Here is a 23,602-nt window from a genome sequence, read left to right on the forward strand (position 1 = left end):
CGATGCCGAGCCTCACCACTCCACGGGGTCGCGCACGATCGGGCAGGTCATGCAGTGCCCGCCGCCGCGGCCCCGGCCCAGCTCCGCGCCGCGGATCGTCAGCACCTCGACGCCCGCGTCGCGCAGGGCGGCATTGGTCTGGGTGTTGCGGTCGTAGGTGATGACGACGCCGGGCTCGAGGGCGACGGCGTTGTTGCCGCTGTCCCACTGCTGGCGCTCGGAGGCGTAGAGATCGCCCGCGGTCGCGACCGTGCGCAGCTCCTTCAGGCCCATGGCCTCGGCGACCACGTCCACGAAGCGGCGATCCCCCTCGTCGCGCACCTCCATGCCCAGGGAGTTGTCGGCCGGGCGGATGGTGAAGGCGTGGATGCCGTCGACGATCGCCGGGTGCACGGTCGCGAGGTCGCGGTCGGCGAAGGTGAAGACGGTGTCCAGGTGCATGGCGGCCCGCAGCCGCGGCATCCCTGCGACGACGATCGTCTCCACGGCGCCGGCCACGAAGAGCGCGGAGGCGAGCTGGGTGATGGCCTGCCGGGAGCTGCGCTCGCTCATGCCGATCAGCAGCGTCCCGTTGCCCACGGGCATCACGTCGCCGCCCTCGAGGGTCGCCTGTCCCCAGTCCCGCTCGGCGTCGCCCCACCACACGCGCGAGCCGGAGAGCTCGGGATGGAAGCGGTAGAGGGCCTGCATGAGCAGGGTCTCGTCCCTGCGGGCCGGCCAGTACAGCGGGTTCAGGGTGAGGCCGTCGCCGATCCAGCAGGTGGTGTCGCGCGTGAACAGGGTGTTGGGCAGCGGCGGCAGCAGGTACTCGGGGGTGCCCACGGACTCGCGGGCCAGGTTCGCGTAGGCGGTGCGCAGGTCGGCGGGCAGCTCCGTCGTGGCCATGCCGCCGATGAGGACGCGCGCGAGCTCGGGGCCGTCGAGCGCGTCGAGGCTGCTGCGGGTCGCGTCCACGAGCCCCAGGCCCACGCGATTGGCGATCACCTTGCGGTCCAGCAGCCAGGTGCGGGCCTCGGGCATGTCCATGGCCTCGCCGAGCAGGTCGTGCAGCTCGAGCACCTCGACACCGCGCGAGGTCATGGTCTCCACGAAATCGGCGTGGTCGCGTTGGGCGGCCTCGACCCACATGACGTCGTCGAACAGCAGCTCGTCGCTCGTGGACGGGGTGAGCCGCTCATGGGCGAGCCCGGGCCGGCACACGAGCACCTTCCGCAGCCGGCCCACCTCGGAATGGACGCCCGAGCGGGCGGGCGCGGGATCGGCCGACGGGGCGCCGCCGCGGGAGGGATCGGCCGACGGGGCGCCGCCGGGCGCGGTCTCGACAGGACGTTCGGGCATGGTGCCTCCCACGGATCGATGGCGCCGCTCGGCCCCGAGCGGCACGGCGTCGGCGTCGCCGTCGGGCACGGCTTCGGACGTCGGGCGCTCCTGGAATGATCGCGCATCGGGGCCGGGATCGGGAGGAGTTCGCCGGAGGCGAGACCGCATCGACCGTCCGGCGTCCGGGGACCCCGACAGGGGCCCGGGGAATGGGCGGGGATACTGGACCCGCTGCCCACCGATCCCCTGCACGACCTCACCGGTCCGTCCGATCCCCCACCACACCCTCGGGAGAAGCGATGCCCGCCTCCGACGCCTCCGATCTCGACCTGCGCACCCTGCCGAAGGCGGTCCTGCACGACCACCTCGACGGCGGCGTGCGCCCGCAGACCGTCCTCGGCCTCTCCCGCGAGCTGGGCATCGAGTCGCCCGCGCCGACCGCCGAGGGCATCGCCGACTGGTTCGCCGAGGCCGCGGACTCGGGTTCCCTCCCCCGCTACCTCGAGACCTTCGCGCGCGTGCTCGAGCTGATGCAGACCCCGGAGTCCCTGCGCCGCGTGGCGCGTGAGTTCGTGGAGGACATGGCGGCCGACGGCGTCGTCTACGCCGAGACCCGCTGGGCCCCGGAGCAGCACCTCGAGGGCGGGCTGAGCATGGAGGAGGCCGTCGAGGCGGTCCAGGCAGGCCTGGACGAGGGTGCCGCGCTGGTCGAGGCGTCGGGCGGGCGGATCCTGGTCGGCCAGATCCTCTGCCAGATGCGCCAGAACGCCCCGCGGGAGGAGATCGTGGACCTCGCGGTCGCGCGCCGGGGCCACGGAGTCGTCGGCATCGACCTCGCCGGTCCCGAGGACGGCTTCCCCGCCTCCCGCTTCCGCCCGCAGCTCGAGCGGGCCCGCGCCGCCGGCGTCCACGTGACGATCCACGCCGGGGAGGCGGCGGGCGTCGACTCGATCGCCGACGCCCTGGACTGCGGCGCCGAGCGCCTGGGCCACGGCGTGCGTCTCATCGACGACATCGACTCGGGCGAGGCCGGACCGACGGCCCGCCGCGTCCGCGACGACGGCGTGGTGCTGGAGGTCTGCCCGAGCTCGAACCTGCAGACCGGCGCGTTCCCGACCATGGCCTCGCACCCGGTCGACGCGCTGCGTCGGGCCGGGATGAAGGTCGCCGTCAGCTCTGACAATCGCCTCATGAGCAGGACCTGGACCAGTCGGGAGCTCGGGCGGATCGTCGGCTCGTTCGACTGGGCGCTCGACGAGATCGAGCAGGCCGCGCTCGTAGGCCTCGATGCCGGCTTCGCCCCTGAGAAGCAGCGCCGCGCGCTGCGCGACGAGGTCGTGCTGCCCGCCTTCCGGGCGGCGCGGCGCGCATGAGGCCGACGCGGCGCCCGTGAGTCGGCGCGCCGTCCCGTCGACCTGCGGGGTCGGCTCAGCGCATCACGCCGTCCATCCGGAAGGCCTGCGTGACGTGGAGGTCGGCGAGGCGCAGCGCGGTCGCGGCGTCGATGCCTCCGGGCTCCGTGAGCAGCTGCAGGCTCAGCCCGTCGAGCAGCGCCACGGTCGCGATTCCGAAGAGCTCTGCATCGGCCCCCGGAAGCGCCTGGCCACGCTCCTGCGCGACGCGGACGGCATCGGCGCCGAGTGCGCGGAGCCTGCCCATGATCGCCTGCTGCCTCTCCGCCAGCGCCTGGTCGACCAGTGCCCGCGCGGCGAAAGCGAGGTAGACCCGGGTCTCCCGGATGCGCGTCTCATCCAGCGGCAGGAACTCGCGCAGCGCAGCGCGCACCACCTCGCCGACATGACCCTCACGAGGGATCGCGTCCGCGCGGGCGAGCGCGCTGTCGATGACGTGCTCGAAGGCGAGGCGCAGCATCTCCTCCTTGCTGCGCGCGTAGTACTGGACGGACCCGATAGACACTCCTGCTCCGGCAGCGACCTCACGGATGGTGACGCGCTCGAGCCCGCGCCCGGCGATGATGTCGAGCAGGGAATCCAGGACCCGCTCTCGCACGCTGTTCTCGGCCATCGCCCCAGGATACACAGGCCCTATACATCCGTATAGTACGGTTGTATTATGTGTGTCATGGCCCCACCGACCGGGGTGACGCCGACGGAGACGCCGCTCCTCCCACCGCAGAGTTTCCGTCCTCTCCACCTGCTCCGCCGCCGCAGCGTCCAGATCACCACAGCGGCCTGGCTGGGGGCCAACCTCGCGCTGCTCGCCCTCGCCGGCGGGCATCTCCCCTTCCGCGCGTCCTCGCTCGCGATGCCGCCGGCCGTCGACAAGGTGCTGCTCACCGACGCGATGTTCGTGGAGGTGTTCGTGCAGATGACGATCGTGCACCTGCTGACCCGGAGCCGACGGGTCCCGGACATCTCGGCTCGCGCACCCGCGCGCACCCGAGCGCGCCGCGAGGTGACGCTCATGCTGGCGTACGGGCTGGCGGCGATGCTGGGCGGCTTCACGCTGAGCCGACTGATGGGATGGCACGCCTTCGGATTCCATCTGGACGGCATGGTGATCAGCACCGGGCAGCCCGTCGTGCCCGCCGAGGCCGTCTGCTGGGCGCTCTACAACGTCATCGCCTACGCGCTGGTCCCCTACCTCGTCTTCCGGCGCCGGTACACCACCACGCAGCTGAGCCTGCGATCATCCGATCGCCGAGCTGACATCGTCCTCGTCCTGGTGGTGCTCCTGGTCGAATCCGCGGTGCAGGTGCTGTCCTCCGACGCGGCGATCCTGGCGCTCGGGGCCCGACAGCTCCTGCTCGGCGTCCCGCTCACCTTCGCGCTGTCCTTCGCCGGGACGGTGCTGCCCACGATGGTCTTCATCTACTGCATCCTCGCCCCGCGCTACCTGCGGCTGACCGGTTCGATCCCCGCGACGGTCGTCCTGGGCGGCGTGACCTATGCGCTCATGCACTTCTTCGACGGCTGGACGACGTTCGCCTCGCCCGTGGACGCGGCCATGTCCCTGCTGTACCTGCTGCTGTTCTACACGGGGCCGGGCATGTTCAAGACCTTCATCACCCTGCGCACCGCGAACGCCTGGACCCACGTCTGGGCCTACCACGCGATCGCTCCGCACGTCCTCATCGATACCCCGATGTTCGTGAGGATCTTCGGGCTGCGCTGACGGCCCCGCTCGCGACAGCGGCCTGCGGGGCGTCCCGGCCCTCCGCCGGGCGTCCTGGCCCTCCGCTGGGCGCTCCGGATGTCCAATGGAGGGTGGAGGATGGCACTCGTGCTCGCATCCCCAGGAAGGGGCCGCTTGGCCGTCCGGCGCCGCGCGATCGGGAGCCGCTGATCCGACGCACGACGGCTCCGCGCTCTCGCACACACCCGAAGGAGACCTCGATGGCTTCCCGCAGCACCCGTCCCGCTCGGCCCTCCGCACGGCCTCGCTCGGCCCGTGCGTCCGACGCCGTCGCCGCACCCCGCATCGATCCGCTCGCGCTGCGGGATCTCGAGGACTCCCCCACCGACGCCCTCGACTCCTACGCGTCCCTGGAGGGGCTGCGGTTCGAGGGGGCCGACGTCTCGGGCCTCGACCTGCACGGCCTCGCGCTCGACGAGTGCGAGCTGGTCGACGTCATGGCCCACGAGACCGACCTGCAGGACGCCCGTCTCACCGAGGTGCGCATCGGGCGCCTGAACGCGCCTGCGCTGAAGGCGGGCCGGGCCACCCTCCACGGCGCGGAGGTCACGGCCTCACGGATCGGCGCGCTCGAGCTGTTCGACGCCGACCTCGACTCGGTCGTCCTCACGGGCTGCAAGCTGGACTGGCTGAACCTGCGCGGCGGGCACCTGGTCAACGTGGTGCTCCGCGACTGCACGCTCACGGAGCTCGACCTCGGCGAGGCCGACGCGACGCGCGTCCGCTTCGAGAACTGCCGCGCCGAGACGGTGACCTTCACCGGCGCGCGCCTCGCGGACGTGGACCTGCGCGGCCTGGAGACGGGCACGCTCGCGGGCATAGGCGGCATGCGCGGCGCCGTCGTCTCCGTCGCGCAGGCGACCGCCTGGGCGGAGGACTTCGCCTCCCACCTGGGGATCCGCGTCAGCGGGTGACGGCGGCAGGGACCGCCCAGCCCGTCGGACCCGCGGGGCCGACGGCGGGGCCGACGGCGGAGCCGGTCAGGTCCGTCAGGCCCGGCCGGAGCGCTCCGCGGCGACGAGCTCGGCGATCTGGATGGCGTTGAGCGCCGCGCCCTTGCGCAGGTTGTCCGAGACGGCGAAGAGCACGAGTCCCTTGCCGCCGGGCACCGACTGGTCCTGGCGGATGCGGCCCACGAAGGTGCCGTCCTTGCCGGCCGCCTCGAGCGGGGTGGGGACGTCCTCGAGGGTCACGCCGGGCGCGTCCGCGAGGGCCTCGCGGGCCTGCTCGGGGGTGATCGCCTCGTCGAACTCCGCGTGGATCGCGACGCTGTGGCCGGTGAACACGGGCACGCGCACGCAGGTCCCGGCGACGGGCAGGTCGGGGAGGTTCAGGATGCGGCGCGACTCGTTGCGCAGCTTCTGCTCCTCGTCGGTCTCGCCCGAGCCGTCCTCGACGAGGTTCCCGGCGTAGGCGAGCGCGTTGAAGGCGATCGGCTTCACGTAGGTCTCGGGCGCGGGCAGCGCGACCGCCGAGCCGTCCAGGGCGAGCTCCTCGAGGTGATCGGCGGCGGCGCGGACCTGCGCGGCGAGCTCCTTCACGCCCGCGACGCCGGAGCCCGAGACCGCCTGGTAGGTGGCGACCTTGAGGCGCGCGAGGCCGGCCACGGAGTGCAGGGCCTTCAGCGCCGGCATCGCAGCCATCGTGGTGCAGTTCGGGTTCGCGATGATGCCGCGGGGCCGATCGGCGATCGCCTCGGGGTTCACCTCGGAGACGACCAGCGGCACCTCGGGGTCCTTGCGCCACGCGGAGGAGTTGTCGACCACGACCGCGCCGGCCGCGGCGAACCGCGGCGCGAGGGCCTTCGAGGTCGAGCCTCCCGCGGAGAAGATCGCGATGTGCACGGGCGAGGTCTCGAGGTCCGCGGTCTCCGCATCCTCGACGACCAGGTCGAGCCCGGCGTAGCGCACGGTGCTGCCGGCGCTGCGCGCGGAGGCGAAGGCCCGCACGGCGGAGTGCGGCAGGGCGCGCTCGGCGAGGAGGGCGAGCATCACGCGGCCCACCTGGCCGGTGGCGCCGACGACGCCGATCACGGGCCCGTCGGCCGCATAGCCGGGCGTGCCGGAGAAGTCGACGGCGGTGCGAGTGGTGTCGGTGCTGGTCATCGTCCGGTCCCTCCGTAGACCACGGCCTCCGTCTGCTCGGCGTCCAGGCCGAAGGCGGTGTGGATCACGCGCACGGCGTCGTCGAGCCGCGAGATGTCGGTGACCACGGAGATGCGGATCTCCGAGGTCGAGATCATGTCGATGTTGATGCCGGCCTCGCCGAGCGAGCGGAACAGCGTAGCCGAGACCCCCGGGGAGGACTTCATGCCGGCGCCCACCACGGAGACCTTGCCGATCTGGTTGTTGTAGCGGACCTCCGAGAAGCCGATCGTCTCCCGCGCCCGCTCGATCGCGGCGAGGGCCACGTCGGAGTCGGCCTCCGGGAGCGTCAGGGAGATCGCGACCGTGTCGTCGGTCGTCGAGGAGTTCTGCACGATCATGTCGATGTTCGCGCCGGAGGAGGCGACGACGTCGAACAGCAGCGCGGCCTTGCCGGGCTGGTCGGGCACCTCGACGACGGTGATCTTGCCCTCGCTGCGGTCATGGGCGACGCCGGAGATGATCGGCGCCTCGAGGCCGGGATCGGTGGTGTCCACGGACAGCTCCTTGCTGGGGTCGGCCGCATCCAGGTGCGGCACATCGGCGATGCGGACGGTGACGCCGGGGTCCACGGGGACCATGCGCTCGGCGTCGTCGGAGACGATCGTGCCCAGGCGTCCGGAGAACGAGCTGCGCACGTGGAGGGGGACGCCGTAGCGGCGGGCGTACTCGACGCTGCGCCCCATGAGGATCTTCGCGCCGTTGGCGGCGAGGTCCAGCATCTCCTCGCAGGAGATCACGGGGACGCGGCGGGCGCTGGGGACGATGCGGGGGTCGGCGGTGAAGACGCCGTCGACGTCGGAGTAGATCTCGCAGATGTCCGCGTCCAGGGCTGCGGCGAGCGCGACGGCGGTGGTGTCGGAGCCGCCGCGGCCCAGGGTCGTGATGTCCTTCGTGCCCTGCGAGACGCCCTGGAAGCCCGCGACGATCGCGACGTTCCCGGCGTCCAGCGCGCTGCGGATGCGGCCCGGCGTGACCTTCTGGATGAGGGCCTTGCCGTGCACCTCGTCGGTGATCACGCCCGCCTGCGAGCCGGTGTAGGCGCGGGCGGCGACGCCGCTGTTATTCAGCGCCATCGAGAGGACGGCCATCGAGATCCGCTCGCCGGCGGTCAGCAGCATGTCGAGTTCGCGCGGCGGCGGGTTCGGCGTGACCTGCTCGGCGAGGTCGATGAGCTCATCGGTGGTGTCGCCCATCGCGGAGACCACGACGACCACCTCGTGGCCGGCCTTCGCGTACTGGGCGATGCGGGAGGCCACCCGGATCACCGAGGCGGCGTCGGCGACGGAGGAACCGCCGAACTTCTGCACGACGAGGCTCATCGGGTGCGGGCTCCTTCATCTCGGTGACGGGTTCATCTCGGTGACGGGGTCGGTCGGCGTCGGGATCGTCGGCCAGTGGTGGCCGACGGGCCGTCCGATCCCGCGCAGCAGTTGGGGCGCACGTGTTCCACCAGGTCAGCGCGGGTGCGCGGGTGCGCGCTGCCGTCGGTCCGGGAGCGCGCGACCGACGGTGGGCACGGAACGCGAGCCCGCGGCGCGCGGACCCGTCGACGATTCTACGATCCGACGGCCGGCGAGGCACGGGCTCGCCCGGGGAGCGGACGCGTGAGGGCGAGCGGTGGAGTGGCGAGGCGGTCTGGAGTGGGCCGGGCGACGTGTGGAATGCGGAGTGGTCTCACGGGAGATGACGCAGGGTCGCACTGACTCCTCAGCGATTCGAGAGTCGTCCCTCGGAGCGCGGAACGTCCCGACGGCACCCGTGATCTCAACGAATGTGTGTCAGTGAGGTGCCTGGCAAACGAAGCAGAGCAGATGTGTCGCCCAATCGCCACCGACGACCCTGATGGGAACCGCGGGTCCGTACCGATCGGGGGTCATGTTGAGGTATACCCCAAAGTGACACGCCCCGTTCGGCCGCACTGGCGTCGCCCGATCTGTCGACTGATCCCGCGCCGGATGCTATGTGGCATACGTCACTGAAGTCGTGCGGCCGGGCGCTCAGCCGAAGTTGGGTTCAGGCCATGACAACACGAGATTTCCAACCCTCCGAGGTAGCGACATTTCTGCGCATGGGTCCGGCCGCAGCTTCACGCCTCTCTGCCATGCCTCAGCCAACCCCGCTGGTACTTCCTAACGACGAGGAAGCCGTAAAATTAATGGAACTGTGCTCCGTGGGCGAACTAGACCAGAAGACGATGCTTGATGCTCGCCCGGAGTCGGATCTACATCCGCACTGCTGGTGGCTGCTGGGCGCGACGGTCGCAGAGCTCCGGGAAAGGATGGACAAACCACTCCCTCCGGAGGGATACACATCGTGGCCCACAATCGGCAGCGACATCGGACCCGTGGGCATGTTCCTCTACGCCTGGTCACTACTGTGCGTCGTGCCCGATCTGCTCGCCACACACGCCCGCCGGGGGATCCCTGAGCCTGTAACACGCGCGAGCGTAGGAGGCCTGGGCGACCTGATGACGGGCCACTATAAGGTGACCGGGCAGCGCGGCGTGGGGGTGTTCCCCCTGTGGGGACCTCCCCAGTCCTTCTGCGGCGTAGACATCCAACTGGGGCGCCTCAGCTTCACTCGAGCACAGATGGCTTTCGGCGATGGACCGGTCGGCTGGGCACTGCAGATCCACGTTCCGCCGATCGGGCCCCTGCGGGCAACAGAGGCCAATGACTCGCTCGACCGAGCCACCTCGTTCTTCGCCACGCATTTCCCGGAAGAGCCGGTGGCAGCTTTGGTATGCGTGTCGTGGATGATGGACCCACAGTTGCGCGAGTACCTACCTGAGGCCAGCAACACCCTCGAGTTCCAACGTCGGTTCAACGTCGTTCCACTTCCCCCGCGCGCTGACGTCTGGGAGGACGACCGAGAGATGATGCGCCTCGCACTTCAACTCCCTACCCCTGATGCCGGCCCTCTCTCGGAAGAGGTCCTGGACCTCGTTCCCCAGCGCACTACTCTGCACAGAGCCTTCGTTCAGCACATTCGGGCCGGCCGCCACTGGCACAAGCCCACCGGGATCCTCTGGGCCTAGCCTCTCGCTCCAGTCCTAGAGGCACTGCGCGCCCACCCGAAATCGGCGCGCCTCAGTGGCACAGATCCGTCACGCTGAGGCACACCCTGTGCAACAGTTACGCGACCGTAGTCTTCCCTGTTCCACAGGGTCCAAAACGGCAGTTCTGCGACAGATCTGCCTCGTGGGGTATACCCCAGAACGACAGTGGCACTGTGTCATAAACGTCCGTTTATGGAGCGGTTCGCGGGATCGCTGAATCGGTCGCCCTGCGGCCGCGCTGGACCTAGGATTCGATCATGAACAAGAACGTTGTGCCCACTGGAGACGCTTATCGGCCTCGACTGCCCGGTGAGCAGGTCGCCGCGCTGCTGCGTTCGGTTACCACTCCGTCCTACTTGGCGTCCTTCGATCGCATCCAGGACCAGGTTCGGTCGGTGGCGCAAAAGTCTGCCGTGCCAAGCTCTAGGACTCTGATGGCTCAGCTCGCGCCCGTGGTTGAGGCAACGAAGCTCAGCAGCCCGTTCATCGAGAGCGTCCAGCGCGCGCTGGAGGTGCAGCAGCTGGACACGAAGAAGATGCTGGAGCCGATCGTGGGTCAGATCGAAGCTCAGCAGCGACAGTGGGCTGAGCAGCTGAAATTCTCCGCCGTAAGCCTCGTGCAGCTGCAGGCACAGACTGCCAGCAATGTTATTTCCCCGTCACTCAGGTCGGCACTTGAGAAGATTTACAGGACCTCGAGTGTACAGCTCAACTTTACAGACCTCGACGGGTTCGACCGCCTCGCCGAAGACATCAGATCTGGCGAGGTCGAGTCGGATGTTGTGGAGGCGGCTGAGGAAAGTCTGGGGTCAGATGATGATCTACGGTCTGCGATTGAGGAGGGCGCGGACGCTCTCGCGGAGTCGCGTCCATGGATGACGCGTAAGCTTGCACGCCAAACCATATTCGTGCTGGTCTGGCTCATGTGGACCGCGGCTATGATTGTTATTTCAGCTCAGCTCCCGGAAGTGGCGAGCACGATTTTGGACCAATTCGGTATCCCGGTGGCTGCAGATGTCGCTGAACGGGCCGGGAAGAGAATTGACAAGCAGTCCGCGTCTGAAAAGGGGTCGAGCGACCCGGAAGAGTGACCTCACCGGCGCACGGGTATGCCGTGTTCGTCCGTTTCTGGCACGCGGCTGTTCGACGTCCTCCCGGTTTCGTCAGGTCCGTACTCCGAGCAGATATTCCATCCGTCCAGCGCCTCGAGCGCTGCTACGGTCGGCGGCATGCCTGAGCAAAGAGACGCAGCGGTCGTCAGACAGAACAGCACGTACTGGGAGCTTCTTGCCCCGCACCGACGCGGCGAGCCTGTCGACTTCTTCCGAAAAGGCGGAAGCGCGCTGACCGAGGCTGAGCTCGCAGCCATCGGTGACGTGCGGGAGCGACGGGTGCTACAACTCGCCGGGTCGGTCGGTGATGAGGGCCTGACGTTTGCTCAACTCGGAGCTCACATGACTGTCGTGGACATCGCGCCCTCGCACCTTGCAACCGGGCGCGCGAAGGCATCGGCGCTGGGGTTGTCGGTGGACTTCATCGAGCAAGACATGATGAGCCTGGACCCCGATATCACAGGATTCGACATCGTCTATATCTCAAGCGGCGGTATCTGCTGGGCTCCGAACATCTCGGACTGGGCGGCCCTGGTCGCCGACCGGCTAAACGATGGTGGACTGTTGGTCGTCCATGAACATCACCCGTTGTGGGAAGTTCTGACAGTGCGCGGGCTGGGAGAGCTGTCCGTCACCGGCGACTACTTCAACGCAGGCCGGGACGGATACGACGACCAGTCGAAAGCGCCGCGGGTGACCCGTGTGCTAGGTGTGCCCGATGCGCCGCATCGCAGCTATGTCTGGAGCGTCGGCAGCCTGACGAGCGCACTCGTGACTGCCGGGTTCACGATCCGCTCCTTGCAGGAGTTCCCCGAACCTGACATGTATTCAGGCCTGGGCGAGCACGCCTCCTCCATCCCCGCCACCTACCTGCTGACGGCGACCCTCTAGAGACCGCCACCGTTTACGGCGCAGTCTCTCGCGGTGTTGGATCTCTCTGCTAGCACTGCCCACGCGTGCGCTGACCCAGCGTGACAATGTATCCGCCGCGGCCGGACCGGCAAATGCGTGAGGACTCCACCCACCTCAACGCGACAGATCCGCCCTGTTGAGGTACGCCCTGCGCGACAGTTACGCGACCGTAGTCCTCCCTGTTCCACAGGGTCCAAAACGCCAGTTCTGAGACAGGTCTGCTTCGTGGGGTATACCCCAACGCGACGCGGCGGATCTGCGGCAAGACACCATTGTGATGCGCCTACCTCGGGCCGGTTTCCGTCCCTCTGGTGGCCGATGCTGGGTAGGCTCGAGCGCATGGTTGACAGCAAGTTCGGGATCTTCCTCAACGGTTCGTACGGAGTGGGGAAGTCTGCAACGCTCGACCATCTTGCGGATCGCTTCGCTGAAAGCGATCTCCCTTTCAGTCTGTTCGACGTTGACTGGTTCCACCGCTCCTGGCCCCCAGCCCCGTCAGACCCCCGCAACGTAGTAACAGAGGCAGACAACATCCGTGCCGTGTGGGGCAACTACAGGCGAACGGGTCCCCACACGCCGATCGTTGCAGGAGTAATCCGCATCCCGGACGACCTCGAACGTTACGAGGGGGCCTTCGAACTGCCCCTCCGAGTGGTCCATCTAACGGCGTCAACGGAGACCGCAGAGCAACGGCTGCGGGGGCGGTACACCGCAAGCCAACGTCGCGCGTTGAACTGGCATCTCAATGATCACCAACGGTTGGCACGAGACTGTGATCAGTTCTCGCCCTACGACTTGGTGATCGACACCGATGACAGGACCCCGGCTGACGTGGCCGCGAGTGTCTTCGATCGGTTCGCCCCAGACCTGCACCTCTGAACCGGTCGTTCATGGATCACTGTTGCACTCCGACACGAACCTCCTTCGTCGCTTCGACGCCATCACCGGCACCTCCCCACCGCCTGCCGAGCAGACTTTTTAGGGAGAACCAGTGCACGACCCGGGCCCACCCCACCTGCACAGATATGCCACATTCAGCACCACCCTGCGTGACAGCTACGCACCCGTAGGTCTCCCCGTCCCACAGGGTCCAAAACAGCAGTTCTGGGACAGATCTGCCTCGTGGGGTCTACCCCAGAGCGACAGGCCCGAGGTGGCAGACTGTTGGTCATGGAGTCCGCGGAGGAACAGGGCCAGTGAATGCGCGCCCAGTCGACAGGATCCTCTCGCTGGTCCAGGCGAATGGTGTGCTCGGCCTGGGAGAGCCCACTCACGGCAGCGCCAACGCCTTCGCGTGGAAGTTCGATGTCATCTGCGACCTCGCGTCGAAGGGACTCCTTGGGGCGGTCGCATTCGAGGACTCGTACATCGTGGGAACCCGCGTCAACCAAGCGCTCAACGAGGGAGGCGATCTCGCTGAGCCTTGGCGTGATGCTCTCAGCCTCTGGCGCACCCACACGATCAGCGCGGGGATCGCACGCCTGCAGTCCATCAACGCGGTGCTGCCCCCGCGGGAACGAGTCCGCTTTCTCGGTATCGATTCCAAGCCCGCTTGCCATTCCGCGCTCGCTCTGATCGACGCTGGCGCGGAGTCGCCCTCCTTGCGCCGGCTCGCCCGACGCGAAGAACTTGATGAACCAGGCGTCGACGAGGCGCGTCGAGTCTGCGAGCACTTCTCTCGTCATCGGGAACGTCACACAGCAGCAGCCGCACGCCAGTTGATGCGCTACATCGACGCCTACCTCACCGAGCCTGACCTGGCCGGTCTCCACCGACGCGACACCCACATGGCAGAGACCCTGCTGGAGAACCTGCCCGATCGCGGCATCACGATCGTCTGGGCACACAACGAGCACGTCGCCCGCAACCCCGACAACTTCGGCGGACCGTCGATGGGGCAGGTACTTGCCACGCGAATCGGCGCAAGGTACTCATCGATCGGGATTCTCTGCGGAGAAGGCACCTGTCGAGCTATCGACCCTTCCACGGACAGCAAGGAGTACCGCAGCGTCACCCTGCCCACCGCCGGCCCTCATACAACCGAGACGGCCCTTCGATCCCAGCGAACACCCTTCGTCACCACCACTGAGTTTGTGCACCCTGGGCCGCGTCGATTCCTCGGGTGGAGGATCGACAGCAGCCTCACGGAAACCGCTGCACGCCGGGAGTTTGAACTGCACCGCCCCACTACGGACTTCGACGCGATCGCCTACCTACCTTCCAGCACGGCAGACACCTCGCTGTAACGCGGCAAGAGGGACTGATGCACAAGTGGGTGTCACATGATCTGCGGCGCCGGAGGTACGTACCGCATGACGTTGGTGTCCCGGTACTCGAACCCGACCGATTCATACAACCGCTGCGCGGAGTCGCGGGATGGGCGCGAGGTGAGATCTAGTGTGCGAAGGTGCAGGCTGTCCGCCTCGGCGATGATCGCTTCGAGCAGGTTCCGCGCGACACCTCGGCCTCGCGCATCTTCGCTGACCACGACGTCTTCGACGATGCCGCGCCAACCAGTCACGAGAGGGAACGTTGCCAGCGTCGCCATACCGACAACCGCCTCATCGGTCCGAGCGACGAAAAGGAGTACGTCGTCGTTGCCTAGCAGGGCCATGAGGCGAGCCCGGTCGAACTGCGCCGATGTTGAAAGCTCCGACAGGAGTGCCGCGATTCTTTCGACATCCACGTCGGAAAGACTCTCCGCGGAAGAGATGGTCACGTCGCCGCTCATGTTGCGCAGACTATGCCACCCCGAGTAACTGCGGCTGCGGCGACGTAGGACCGCTACACGTCCCCAGCGTCCCTCATCAGACACGTGAGTGTCACACGAATCCAGACACCTCAACGCGACAGATCCGTCGCGTTGAGGCACACCCTGTGCGACAGCTACGCGACCGCAGCCTTCTCTGTTTCACAGGGTCCAAAACGCCGGTTCTAAGACAGATCTGTTTCGTGGGGTATACCTCAGAGTGACGACGAGTTCCTTTGGGCTCGCGGGAGCGGCGCGGACGTGCCCGTCCCGTGCACCAGTCGGGGCCTGACCCTTGTTCGTGGACACGCTGATTCCAGCATTTGCTGGGGAAGCGAGATCATGAACTATGGCTAGGAAGCACTACTCCGAGGAGTTCCGCCAGCAGGCGGTTGACCTGTATGAGTCGACCCCGGGAGCGACGGTCCGCGGTATCGCGGAGGATCTCGGGATCGTCCGGGGCACGCTGCGGCAGTGGCTGGAGACCCACGGGTCCGGGAAGAAGACCGCGGCTGACGGCACGCTGACCGACAGTCCGTTGCGATCCGCGCCGATCGCTGCAACGCCGGATCCCGATGAGCCGCTCGAGCAGCGCGTGGCCCGGTTGGAAGCGGAGAACGCCCAGCTCAGAGCGGAGACGACAAAGCTCACCACGGAGCGGGAGATCCTCCAGAAGGCGGCTAAGTATTTCGCCGGGGAGACGCGCTGGTGAGTCGCTTCCAGTTCGTCGCCGAGAACTCCACCACCTACCCGGTGAAGCGACTGTGCGAGCTCGTCGAGATCGAGCGCTCCTCCTACTACGCCTGGCAGACAGGTGCCGCGGGAAGAGCCGCGAGAGCGGAGTCCGATGCTGGTCTGCTGGAGCGGATCCGCGTCATCCACGCCAAGGACGATGCTCAAGGCGTCCCGCGGATCACGGTCGAGCTCAACGACGCGGTCTCGCCCGAGGACCGGGTCAACCACAAGCGAGTCGCCCGCGTGATGCGCGAGGCCGGACTCAGTGGCTTCGTCAAGAAGCGCAAGCACCGCACGACGGTGCCGGAGCCAGCCGACCAGGTCGTCCCCGACCTGCTGGGTCGGGACTTCACCGCCGAGGCGCCGAACCAGCGCTACGTCGGAGACATCACCTACCTGCCGCTGTCCGAGGCTGGCGGGGGCGGGAACCTCTATCTCGCCACCGTGATCGACTGCTACAGCCGCCGCCTGGTGGGCTGGGCTCTGGCCGATCACATGCGCACCGACCTTGTCGCCGACGCGCTCAAGGCCGCCGCCGCGACCCGCGGATCATTGGCCGGGGCGATCTTCCACAGCGACCACGGGTCGGTCTATACCTCCAAGGCATACGCCGAGCTCTGCCAGCGGCTCGGCGTGGTCCAGTCGATGGGGGCTGTCGGCTCCAGCGCCGACAACGCGATGGCCGAATCGTTCAACGCGACCGCGAAGCGCGAGGTCCTCCGCGACGCCGCGTGCTTCACCGACGAGCTCACCGCCCACCGCAAGATGTTCCGGTGGCTGACCCGCTACAACACCAAGCGCCGCCATTCCTGGTGCCGCTACCTGTCCCCCAACGCCTACGAGAGCGCCTACACCGCTAAGCTAGCGCTCGCAGCGTAAACGACCCCCGCGTCCACGAACCGGGGTAGGCCCCGTCCCCCAAACCACCTCCAGCCACCCACGACGCCGCTACGACCGGGCCTGCTTGAAGAGCGCGTTGAGTTCGCGCTGATACTGGGTGACGAGACGAGGAGAAGTGGCTTCGACTTCTCCAGCGATCCGCGACAACACGTCGTCCAGCTCAGCGGACCTTCCGCGTCGGTCCAGAACGACAACCGGACCGACTGCCGGATAGGCGGGTTCGGTCGCCGACTCCCCGTCCCATCGCCCCACGGTGAGGCCGAGGTCTGCCAGAGCAGGATCGTGCGTCGCATCGACCAACAGCCAGCGGTCCACCACGCGCACCTGAACGGCCGTGTGGACATCGGAGCTGAAGGCAAGATCGTGTTGCGTGGGGACCAGGGCGGGCAGCTCGTACTCGCAAGAGACAATCCGGCACATGGCCCCCAGACGCTGCAACTCCTCGGAGAGTAGGTGCGCCTTTGCCACGCAGTTGCCCCGTCCCAGGGCGCGAAGACCCGCTGCATCGCGCGCGCTCACCGTGTCATAGGGAAGGTCGCGCACCCATCGGTAGACCTCCACCCCTCTAGCTCCGGAATCCATAGTCAGATCGTGCCGTCCGGCGCCCTTCGTGGAAACCCCCGCACGCGACCGTCTCTGGTGCAGCACTCCTTCCCTTGATGATGTGCACGTGCGTCGTTCAGCAGCCAGGGTCGTTCTGCCTCAGGGCAGCTCTTCCCGGACAGAATGCGGAGTGCACGGGGTGGTCGGCCTCCACGCGGGCTTCGGGCCGTGACACCGCCGCGCATCCTCCGCCGAGAGCCGGTCTCGTCACGGATGTCGGGGCGATCGAGCGCGGAGCCATTGGGCCGCGGATGCATGGGTCGACGGAGCCCCCACGGTCACTCTCCGTGAACGAGCGCCCCGTACTCACCGACGATGTCCGCCAGTGCATCATCCGGCACGGGACCGGGGCGCCTGACCGCGACGGCCGCGCGGCGCGCGAGGTCGATCGCCTGCCCCGACGCGCCATGATCAGCGGACGGGCTGAACGCCACGGACGTGAGTGCCTGCGCCGCGAGGGGATAGCCGACCAGCGGTGCGAGTTCGACGATGACGTCGATCATCACCTGGCCGGGCACTCCGAGGCGGCGGGCCATCTCGACGTGCGTGCGCAGCGGGAAGTCGAGCAGGCCCAGGGAGAGGTCGCAGCCGAGGAAGACCGCGGCCGTCTCGTCGACTCTGCGGTGCGGGTTGTTCCAGGCGGCTCTTCCGAGAGCTTCCGCGTGGTGGGCGAAACGCGGGCTGATCGAGGTGAGTGCAGCGAGTCCGGGCACGTCGTTCATCGTGTCTCCTGAGGGCTTGTGGGCTGCTCGAAGATGGCGAGCCTGATGCGGTCGAACACGGGGTCGGGAAGGTGCCCGAGCGCGGCAAGAGTCCTGGCGTGCTTGCCCGTCAGGTACCGGGTGGCCGGTCTGCGCGTCGTCAGCGCCGTCACGACGGTGCGGGCGACGACGTCCGGGGACGAGCCCGACCGTTCGTTCTCGACAGCCCGTGACGCCGCCCGTGCGAATCGTCGTGCCAGGTCAGGGGCGGCCTCTTCCAGCGCGGCGGACGTGGTCCGAGATGATGCGTCGACCTTGTCGACGGCCGGCGAAAAGATGGATCCCGGCTCGATGAGGACGACGCGGATGCCGTCTGCCACCAGCTCGAGCCGGAAGGCTTCGGCGATCGAGGCGATCGCCCACTTGGACGCCGTGAGGGGTCCCCCGAACGGCATGGTGATGCGGTCCCCCACGGAGCCGACGAAGAGCACCCGGGATCCCGATCGCATCAGCGGGAGACAGGCCTGGGTGATCTGTACGGCACCGAAGACGTTGACGTCGAACACCGCGCGCATCTGCTCGGGAGCGACGGTGCTCATCGGCGCGAGCTGGCCGATACCGGCGTTGTTGATGACCGCATCCAGCGGCGCTCCACCGAGGTGGTCCCTGGAGGCCGCGACGCCTCCCACGATCGTGCCGGGGTCGGTGACGTCCATCCGAATCGGGATGATCCGCCCGGCACCCGCAGGCTCAGGGGCTGCGGAGAGGTCCCGAACCCCCGCGAGAACCGTCCACCCCGCGCCGCACAGCGCGCTCGCGGTGGCAGCTCCGATGCCGCTCGAGGCCCCCGTGATGAGCACCGACGGGGCATGACGCCGGGTCTTGGTCCGATGAAGATCGTTCATGCAGAGATCGTCGACCGCCCCGGACTACCCTTCAACGGTGATGAATAGTCGCCGAGGGCGTCCGACGAAGGGCACACCGCCGGCGCGCGACCGCATCCTCCGCGCCGCCGAGGAGCTCTTCCTCGCGTCCGGGTACGAGGCGACGACGGTGCGCCGCATCGCCCAGGAGGCCCACTGCGACCCCGCGCTCGTCGCCTACCACTTCGGCTCGAAGCACGGCCTGTTCGAGCAGGTCACTACGGGAGGACTCGGACCCGCCGGACTGCTGTCGACGGCGCTGGCCGGACCACCGGAGCAACTCGGGTTCCGCATCGTCGCCCGGGTCGTGCACGCATGGGACGATCCGTCGAGCGGGCCGCACCTGCGCGGACTGATGCGCATGGCGCTCATGGAGGAGGACGCCACGTCCGTGGTCCATGAGTACTTGGGTCGCGAACTCCTCGGGCCGCTCGTGGAATATTTCGACGGGCGGGACGGTCGGAGCCGGGCCACTGCGGTGCTCGCCGTCGTCGCCGGCCTCATCGCCGGTCGCTATCTCCTGCGCCTCGAGCCGTTGGCGTCCGCGCCCCAGCAGGCGGTGATCGGGTCATACGGCCGCATCGCACAGGTGGCCGCCCACCCGGAACTCCTCGGCGGGAGGACATGACCCGCCGCTGACCACCAGGGCGGCCGATGGGCACCCCGTCGATTCCAGAGGAGGAAGCCGCCCATCCGGACACCCGCCCCCGGGGCCCCGGGGCCGCCGGCGCCGGCCTGCATCCAAAGATGCAAGACCCCGGATTCGCCCGAACGGGTCTCGAAGCGCGCCCTCGCACCGTGGATCGTGAAGGAGTCAGCGCCCCTCTACGACCGGAGGCCCTCCATGGTGCACCTCATCCGTTCTCGTCCCGTCCTCAGCTATTTCCTCCTGGCCTGCGGTCTCAGCTGGCTGGGGTGGCTGAACTACATCCTCTCCACCAGCGGCCTCGGCATCATCGACGTGGACTACCCGGTGGTGCTCGGCTCCACACAGCTGCTCGGCGTCATCCCGGGTGCGTTCCTCGGCCCCATCGGCTCCGCGCTCATCGTCACCGCCGTGGTGGACGGCCGCGCCGGCCTGCGCGCCTGGGCGGGGCGCCTGTTCCGGTGGCGAGCGAACTGGCGCTGGTACGCGATCGCCCTGCTCGCCGTTCCCGCAGGGCTGACCGCTGTCGGCACCGCGGCCTCTCTCGCCGTCGGCGGGAGTGTCGTCGCTCCCCCGGTCGCGCTCCTCGCTCTGTACGCACCGATGCTGGTGCTGCAGCTGCTGACCACGGGCCTCGCGGAGGAGCCCGGCTGGCGGGACTTCGCCCTCAGCCGCCTCCAGCACCATCGCAGCCCGCTCGCGTCCGCCGCGATCCTGGGGCCCGTGTGGGCCGTGTGGCACTACCCGCTGTTCCTCACCGACTGGGCCGACGGGCCCGGCCGCAGCGTGACCGGCCTGCTCGCCTTCACCGTCTTCTGCCTCGGCTTCAACATCGTCATGTCCTGGGTGTTCAACCGGACCGGTGAATCGCTGCCGCTGTCGATGCTCATGCATGTCAGCGCGAACACCTTCGCCTCCGTGCTGTGGTCGGCCATGTTCCCGTCGATCTCGGCGCAGTACGTGTACCCGCTGCTGGCCGTGGCGGCCGTCGTCGCGGCGGCAGGGATCATCCTCGCCACGCGAGGACGCCTCGGCATGCGTCCCCCGGAGCCGACGCTTCCCGCTTCGACGTCCCTCGCCCGCCGCCAGGGGCTACCGTCGAGCTCATGACGGCGAGCACGAGTCCGGCGCCGCCATGGCGAGGCCCCGCCCCACGGAGGGACGACGCCGTGGCGGCGCTGTGCTGCCTCGTGATCGCCGCCGGAACACTGCTCGCGATCCCGCTGCTCGAACGGGCGGGAGGCGAGCCGATGGGTGCGCCTCCCGCAGGCTCGGCCGCATGGTGGGCGGTCCTGCTCACGCTGCTCGCCCAAGCGGCGGCGCTCGCCCTGCTCCGGCCCCTCCCGCGCCTCGCAGCGGTGGTGGTGAGCGCGCTCCCGCTGCTGCTCGCCGCCCTCGCCCCGGGCACCGCCTTCGGCACCACGACCGTCGCGGTGCTGTGGGCGGCCTACGTCGCCGGGGTGCGGCTCCGCCGCGAGCATCTCGCCCCGGTGGCGGGGGCGATGCTCGCGCTCACCGTGCTGGCCACGACCGTCAACACGCTCGGATCGGAAGATGCGGGCGCCGTCCAGGCCCTCCTCGCCGGGATCGGGCAGGGGGTGATCGTCATCGGCGTGCCGCTCCTCCTCGCCCTGATCGTGGTCAGCCGCCGGCAGGCGCGCACCGCCCACGAGCGGGAGCTCACGGCACTGCGCCGGGAGCAGGACGCCCAGGTCGCCGTGGCGATCGCCGCCGAACGCACCGCCGTCGCCCGCGACCTCCACGACATCGCCGCCCACCACATGTCGGGCATCGCGATGCTGGCCTCCGCACTCGAGCGCCAGGTGGACCCTGCACCGGAGGCGGCGAAGGAATCCGCCCGCGACATCCGCATGCAGAGCACCGCCGTGCTGCGCGACCTGCGGCGTCTCGTCGGCCTGCTGCGCGACGAGCACGCGGCGCCGCTCTCCGACCGGTCCCTCGCCTCTCTCCCGCAGCTCGTGGACGAGCGGCGCGCCGCCGGGGCGGAGATCCGACTGACAGTGGAGCCGCAGGGCGCGGACCCCGGCGCCGATGTCGGCGCGCTCGCGCAGCTGGTGGGCTATCGCATGGTCCAGGAGTCCCTCGCGAACGCGGCCGTCCACGCCCCCGCGGCGGACTGCGAAGTGCGCGTCGACGCGCGTTCCGCGCAGCGGGTGCGGATCGTCGTGGTCAACGGGCGACCGGCGCGCCCCGGTCCGCAGCCCGGCCGCACCGGAGGGTTCGGTCTGATCGGCATGCGGGAGCGGGCGGAACTGGTGGGTGCCGGCCTCGAGTACGGCCCCACCGGCGCAGGAGGCTGGTCCGTGACGCTGGACCTGCCCCGCGACGGCGACGCCCCGGGACAGCCGCAGCAGAGGGAGGAGCCGACATGATCCGCGTGGTGCTGGCGGACGACCACGCCCTCTTGCGCAAGGGCCTCGCCTCGCTGCTGGAGGCCGAGCCGGACATGGAGGTGGTGGGCATCGCGGAGGACGGTCTGCGGGCGCTCGAGCTCATCCGCGAGCTGCGGCCCGACGTCGCGTGCCTCGATGTCCGCATGCCCGGGATGAACGGCATCGAGGTCGCCGAGGCGGTCCGCGAGCTCGAGGTGGAGGTGCTGATGCTGACGACGTTCGACCTCGACGAATACGTCTTCGGCGCCCTCGAGGCGGGAGTCGCGGGCTTCCTCCTCAAGGACGCGGACCCGGATCTGATCGCGCACGCCCTGCGGCAGGTGGCGGCGGGACGCGGCACGATCGACCAGTCGCTCACGCGCCGCATCCTCCGCGAGGTCGCCGCGCGACGACGCCTGCAGCCGGTGGTCGTGCGCCCGCGCAGCGGCGCCGAAGAGGTCCTCACCGCACGGGAGCTCGAGATTCTGCGCGCGCTGGCGGAGGGCATGAGCAATGCGGACATCGCCGCGCACCTGCACGTCGAGGCCTCGACCGTGAAGTCCCACCTCGCGCGGATGCTGCCGAAGCTCGGCGTGGCCTCGCGCCTGCAGGCCGTGGTGTGGGCGTATCAGAACCGTGTGGTCGATCTGCGGGAGTGAGCGGCGGCGAGCGCCGGTGAGCGCATGGATCGGATCGATGAGCGCTGTGCCCACCCGGCGCAGTGCCCCCACCCGCAGCGCGCGCATGCGGCATGCGGCATGCGCATCGATGTGCACCCCGCGTACGCTCTTCGAGGCTCGGGCATGGGCGCAGGCACAGGCCTCAACGCCGGTGGCCGTCCCGCTGTCAGGTCGACCTCGTCGGCCCCGGCATTCGTGCGGCGACCGAGCCGCAGTATGTCCCGCCCGAGCCCGGCCCTCTGTCGAGCCGTCCATGCACGACGCACGCCCGCCCTCATCCCCATCCCCACCGAGGTGCCCATGACCACGACCATCGCCTCCCGCTGGCGGCTGCTGCCGATGCGCCCCCGCGACCCGCACGAGGAGGGACGGGCCGGCTCGTCCCTCGAGCTGTTCTTCGACCTGGTCTTCGTGATCGCCGTGAGCATCGCGGGCACCGAGCTCCACCACGCCCTCGCCGCGTCGCACGTGGCCAGCGGCGTGGGGCACTACGCGATGGTGCTGTTCGCGATCTGGTGGGCGTGGATGAACTTCACCTGGTTCGCCACCTCGTTCGACACCGACGACTGGCTCTACCGGGTGCTCACCATCGCCCAGATGGGCGGCGTGATGGTGGTCGCCGCGGGCGTCGGACCCGTCTTCGAGCACGATTCCTTCGGCGTGATGATCGCCGGGTACGTGGTCATGCGCCTGGCGATGGTCGTGCAGTGGCTGCGGGCGGCCATGACGCCGTCCTCGACGGACGAGGCGCGCCGAGCGGCCCTCCACTACGCCATCGGCATCGCCGTCGTCCAGGCGCTCTGGGGCCTCATGCTCCTGCTGCCGCACGGCCTGCTGATCCCCGCGGCGATCTTCCTGATCCTCGCCGAGATCAGCGTTCCCGTCATCGCCGAGCAGCGCGGACGCACTCCCTGGCATCCCGAGCACATCACCGAGCGCTACGGCGGTTTCACCCTGATCCTGCTGGGAGAGAGCCTGCTCGCGTCCTCCCACGCGATCATCGAGGCCCGCGACGCGGAGGTCCCGCTCGCGGACCTGGTCCCGCTGGGCGTGCTGTGCCTGATCGTGACGGCAGCGCTGTGGTGGGTCTACTTCTGGCCGCCCCACCACGAGGCGATCGGCTCGCTGCGCAGCTCCCTGCTCTATGGATACGGCCACTACGTGATCTTCGCGGCCGCCGGCGCGTTCTCCGTGGGCATCGAGCTCGAGGTCGACGTCGCCATGGGCGAGTCGGAGATCGGTCCGACGGCCGCCGCATACGCGGTCTCACTGCCGATCGCGATCTTCCTGGTGGGCATGTGGCGCGTAGTCATCCGACGCTCGGCCGACGCCGTGGTGAGCGCTTCGATCGCGCTCGCGGTGCTCGTGGTGCTGGTCGATCCGCTGGTGCCCCTGCCGATCGCCCTCACGACGATCGTGATGGCGCTGCTCGTCGCGGTGATGGTCTGGCGCAGGCCGCGGGCCTCGGTCCGCTGACCCGTCGGCCCGCGGACCCACTGACCCACGGACCCACGGACCCACGGACCAGCTGACTCGCTCTCACCTCAGGACGTTCCCGTCGAGCGGC

At 69.0% G+C, this 23,602-nt stretch carries 22 protein-coding genes; 14 read left to right on the plus strand and 8 right to left on the minus strand.

Annotated features, from left to right (window positions below; genetic code table 11):
- Positions 1–12: 12 nt before the first annotated feature.
- Positions 13–1,338 (minus strand): arginine deiminase, encoded by a 1,326-nt coding sequence (locus tag Bra3105_RS08460; protein WP_228359438.1) that lies wholly within the window; start codon positions 1,336–1,338, stop codon positions 13–15.
- Between the two features lie 281 nt (positions 1,339–1,619).
- Here Bra3105_RS08460 and Bra3105_RS08465 point away from each other — a divergent pair, with 281 nt between their 5' ends.
- Positions 1,620–2,693, plus strand: a complete 1,074-nt coding sequence (locus Bra3105_RS08465; protein WP_228359439.1) for an adenosine deaminase — start codon at positions 1,620–1,622, stop codon at positions 2,691–2,693.
- 55 nt (positions 2,694–2,748) lie between these two features.
- On the opposite strand, the gene Bra3105_RS08470 is transcribed toward Bra3105_RS08465, so the two are convergent.
- Complete coding sequence (locus Bra3105_RS08470) at positions 2,749–3,345, minus strand: TetR/AcrR family transcriptional regulator (RefSeq protein ID WP_228359440.1); 597 nt, start codon at positions 3,343–3,345, stop codon at positions 2,749–2,751.
- Between the two features lie 57 nt (positions 3,346–3,402).
- Here Bra3105_RS08470 and Bra3105_RS08475 point away from each other — a divergent pair, with 57 nt between their 5' ends.
- Both Bra3105_RS08475 and Bra3105_RS08480 read left to right on the plus strand, forming a co-directional pair.
- A complete protein-coding gene (locus Bra3105_RS08475) occupies positions 3,403–4,455 on the plus strand; it encodes a hypothetical protein (protein WP_228359441.1) in 1,053 nt (350 codons plus the stop codon).
- 221 nt (positions 4,456–4,676) lie between these two features.
- On the plus strand, positions 4,677–5,390 hold the full coding sequence (locus Bra3105_RS08480; RefSeq protein ID WP_228359442.1) for a pentapeptide repeat-containing protein: 714 nt from the start codon (positions 4,677–4,679) through the stop codon (positions 5,388–5,390).
- A gap of 75 nt (positions 5,391–5,465) precedes the next feature.
- Here the strand turns inward: Bra3105_RS08480 and Bra3105_RS08485 are convergent, their stop codons facing one another.
- Both Bra3105_RS08485 and Bra3105_RS08490 read right to left on the minus strand, forming a co-directional pair.
- The gene (locus tag Bra3105_RS08485; RefSeq protein ID WP_228359443.1) at positions 5,466–6,581 is read right to left on the minus strand and encodes an aspartate-semialdehyde dehydrogenase; all 1,116 of its coding nucleotides are present in this window, start codon (positions 6,579–6,581) and stop codon (positions 5,466–5,468) included.
- Positions 6,578–7,942 carry an aspartate kinase gene (locus tag Bra3105_RS08490; protein ID WP_228359444.1) on the minus strand — a complete coding sequence of 455 codons (1,365 nt, stop codon included), beginning with the start codon at positions 7,940–7,942 and terminating at the stop codon, positions 6,578–6,580. Before Bra3105_RS08490 ends, Bra3105_RS08485 begins: the two co-directional genes overlap by 4 nt.
- Positions 7,943–8,724: 782 nt before the next feature.
- Here Bra3105_RS08490 and Bra3105_RS08495 point away from each other — a divergent pair.
- From Bra3105_RS08495 to Bra3105_RS08515, 5 genes are all read left to right on the plus strand, one after another.
- Positions 8,725–9,660, plus strand: coding sequence for an acyltransferase domain-containing protein (locus tag Bra3105_RS08495; RefSeq protein WP_267062416.1), 936 nt, complete (start codon positions 8,725–8,727; stop codon positions 9,658–9,660).
- Between the two features lie 278 nt (positions 9,661–9,938).
- Complete coding sequence (locus tag Bra3105_RS08500; protein ID WP_228359445.1) at positions 9,939–10,772, plus strand: hypothetical protein; 834 nt, start codon at positions 9,939–9,941, stop codon at positions 10,770–10,772.
- Positions 10,773–10,910: 138 nt separating this feature from the next.
- On the plus strand, positions 10,911–11,684 hold the full coding sequence (locus Bra3105_RS08505) for a class I SAM-dependent methyltransferase (RefSeq protein ID WP_228359446.1): 774 nt from the start codon (positions 10,911–10,913) through the stop codon (positions 11,682–11,684).
- A 360-nt stretch (positions 11,685–12,044) separates the two neighbouring features.
- On the plus strand, positions 12,045–12,584 hold the full coding sequence (locus Bra3105_RS08510) for an AAA family ATPase (RefSeq protein WP_228359447.1): 540 nt from the start codon (positions 12,045–12,047) through the stop codon (positions 12,582–12,584).
- Positions 12,585–12,901: 317 nt separating this feature from the next.
- On the plus strand, positions 12,902–13,951 hold the full coding sequence (locus Bra3105_RS08515) for an erythromycin esterase family protein (RefSeq protein WP_228359448.1): 1,050 nt from the start codon (positions 12,902–12,904) through the stop codon (positions 13,949–13,951).
- A gap of 32 nt (positions 13,952–13,983) precedes the next feature.
- Here the strand turns inward: Bra3105_RS08515 and Bra3105_RS08520 are convergent, their stop codons facing one another.
- Entirely contained in the window at positions 13,984–14,436 is a 453-nt protein-coding gene (locus tag Bra3105_RS08520) for a GNAT family N-acetyltransferase (protein ID WP_228359449.1), read from the minus strand.
- A gap of 367 nt (positions 14,437–14,803) precedes the next feature.
- On the opposite strand from Bra3105_RS08520, the gene Bra3105_RS08525 reads away from it, so the two are divergent.
- Positions 14,804–16,068 (plus strand): IS3 family transposase gene (locus Bra3105_RS08525; RefSeq protein WP_407650884.1). Its coding sequence is split into 2 segments (ribosomal slippage): positions 14,804–15,146 and positions 15,146–16,068, totalling 1,266 coding nucleotides; the frame shifts between segments, so codons are not numbered across the junction.
- 69 nt (positions 16,069–16,137) lie between these two features.
- On the opposite strand, the gene Bra3105_RS08530 is transcribed toward Bra3105_RS08525, so the two are convergent.
- From Bra3105_RS08530 to Bra3105_RS08540, 3 genes are all read right to left on the minus strand, one after another.
- The gene (locus Bra3105_RS08530) at positions 16,138–16,671 is read right to left on the minus strand and encodes a transglutaminase-like domain-containing protein (RefSeq protein ID WP_228359450.1); all 534 of its coding nucleotides are present in this window, start codon (positions 16,669–16,671) and stop codon (positions 16,138–16,140) included.
- A gap of 299 nt (positions 16,672–16,970) precedes the next feature.
- Positions 16,971–17,414, minus strand: a complete 444-nt coding sequence (locus Bra3105_RS08535; RefSeq protein ID WP_228359451.1) for a hypothetical protein — start codon at positions 17,412–17,414, stop codon at positions 16,971–16,973.
- A complete protein-coding gene (locus Bra3105_RS08540; protein ID WP_228359452.1) occupies positions 17,411–18,298 on the minus strand; it encodes an SDR family NAD(P)-dependent oxidoreductase in 888 nt (295 codons plus the stop codon). The genes Bra3105_RS08535 and Bra3105_RS08540 overlap by 4 nt, the downstream gene beginning before the upstream one ends.
- A 40-nt stretch (positions 18,299–18,338) precedes the next feature.
- Between Bra3105_RS08540 and Bra3105_RS08545 the strand changes: the two genes are divergently transcribed.
- The 5 genes from Bra3105_RS08545 to Bra3105_RS08565 all read left to right on the plus strand — a co-directional run bounded on the left by Bra3105_RS08545 (position 18,339) and on the right by Bra3105_RS08565 (position 23,511).
- Positions 18,339–18,944 carry a TetR/AcrR family transcriptional regulator gene (locus tag Bra3105_RS08545; RefSeq protein ID WP_228359453.1) on the plus strand — a complete coding sequence of 202 codons (606 nt, stop codon included), beginning with the start codon at positions 18,339–18,341 and terminating at the stop codon, positions 18,942–18,944.
- 216 nt (positions 18,945–19,160) lie between these two features.
- Positions 19,161–20,072 (plus strand): CPBP family intramembrane glutamic endopeptidase, encoded by a 912-nt coding sequence (locus Bra3105_RS08550; RefSeq protein ID WP_228359454.1) that lies wholly within the window; start codon positions 19,161–19,163, stop codon positions 20,070–20,072.
- Positions 20,069–21,355: a sensor histidine kinase gene (locus Bra3105_RS08555; RefSeq protein ID WP_228359455.1), complete on the plus strand. Its 1,287-nt coding sequence runs from the start codon at positions 20,069–20,071 to the stop codon at positions 21,353–21,355. The genes Bra3105_RS08550 and Bra3105_RS08555 overlap by 4 nt, the downstream gene beginning before the upstream one ends.
- Entirely contained in the window at positions 21,352–22,014 is a 663-nt protein-coding gene (locus Bra3105_RS08560) for a response regulator (protein WP_228359456.1), read from the plus strand. The genes Bra3105_RS08555 and Bra3105_RS08560 overlap by 4 nt, the downstream gene beginning before the upstream one ends.
- Positions 22,015–22,335: 321 nt before the next feature.
- The gene (locus tag Bra3105_RS08565; RefSeq protein ID WP_228359457.1) at positions 22,336–23,511 is read left to right on the plus strand and encodes a low temperature requirement protein A; all 1,176 of its coding nucleotides are present in this window, start codon (positions 22,336–22,338) and stop codon (positions 23,509–23,511) included.
- Positions 23,512–23,602 lie beyond the last annotated feature (91 nt).

This window comes from Brachybacterium halotolerans subsp. kimchii (assembly GCF_020792675.1).
Taxonomy (GTDB): Bacteria; Actinomycetota; Actinomycetes; order Actinomycetales; family Dermabacteraceae; genus Brachybacterium; species Brachybacterium halotolerans.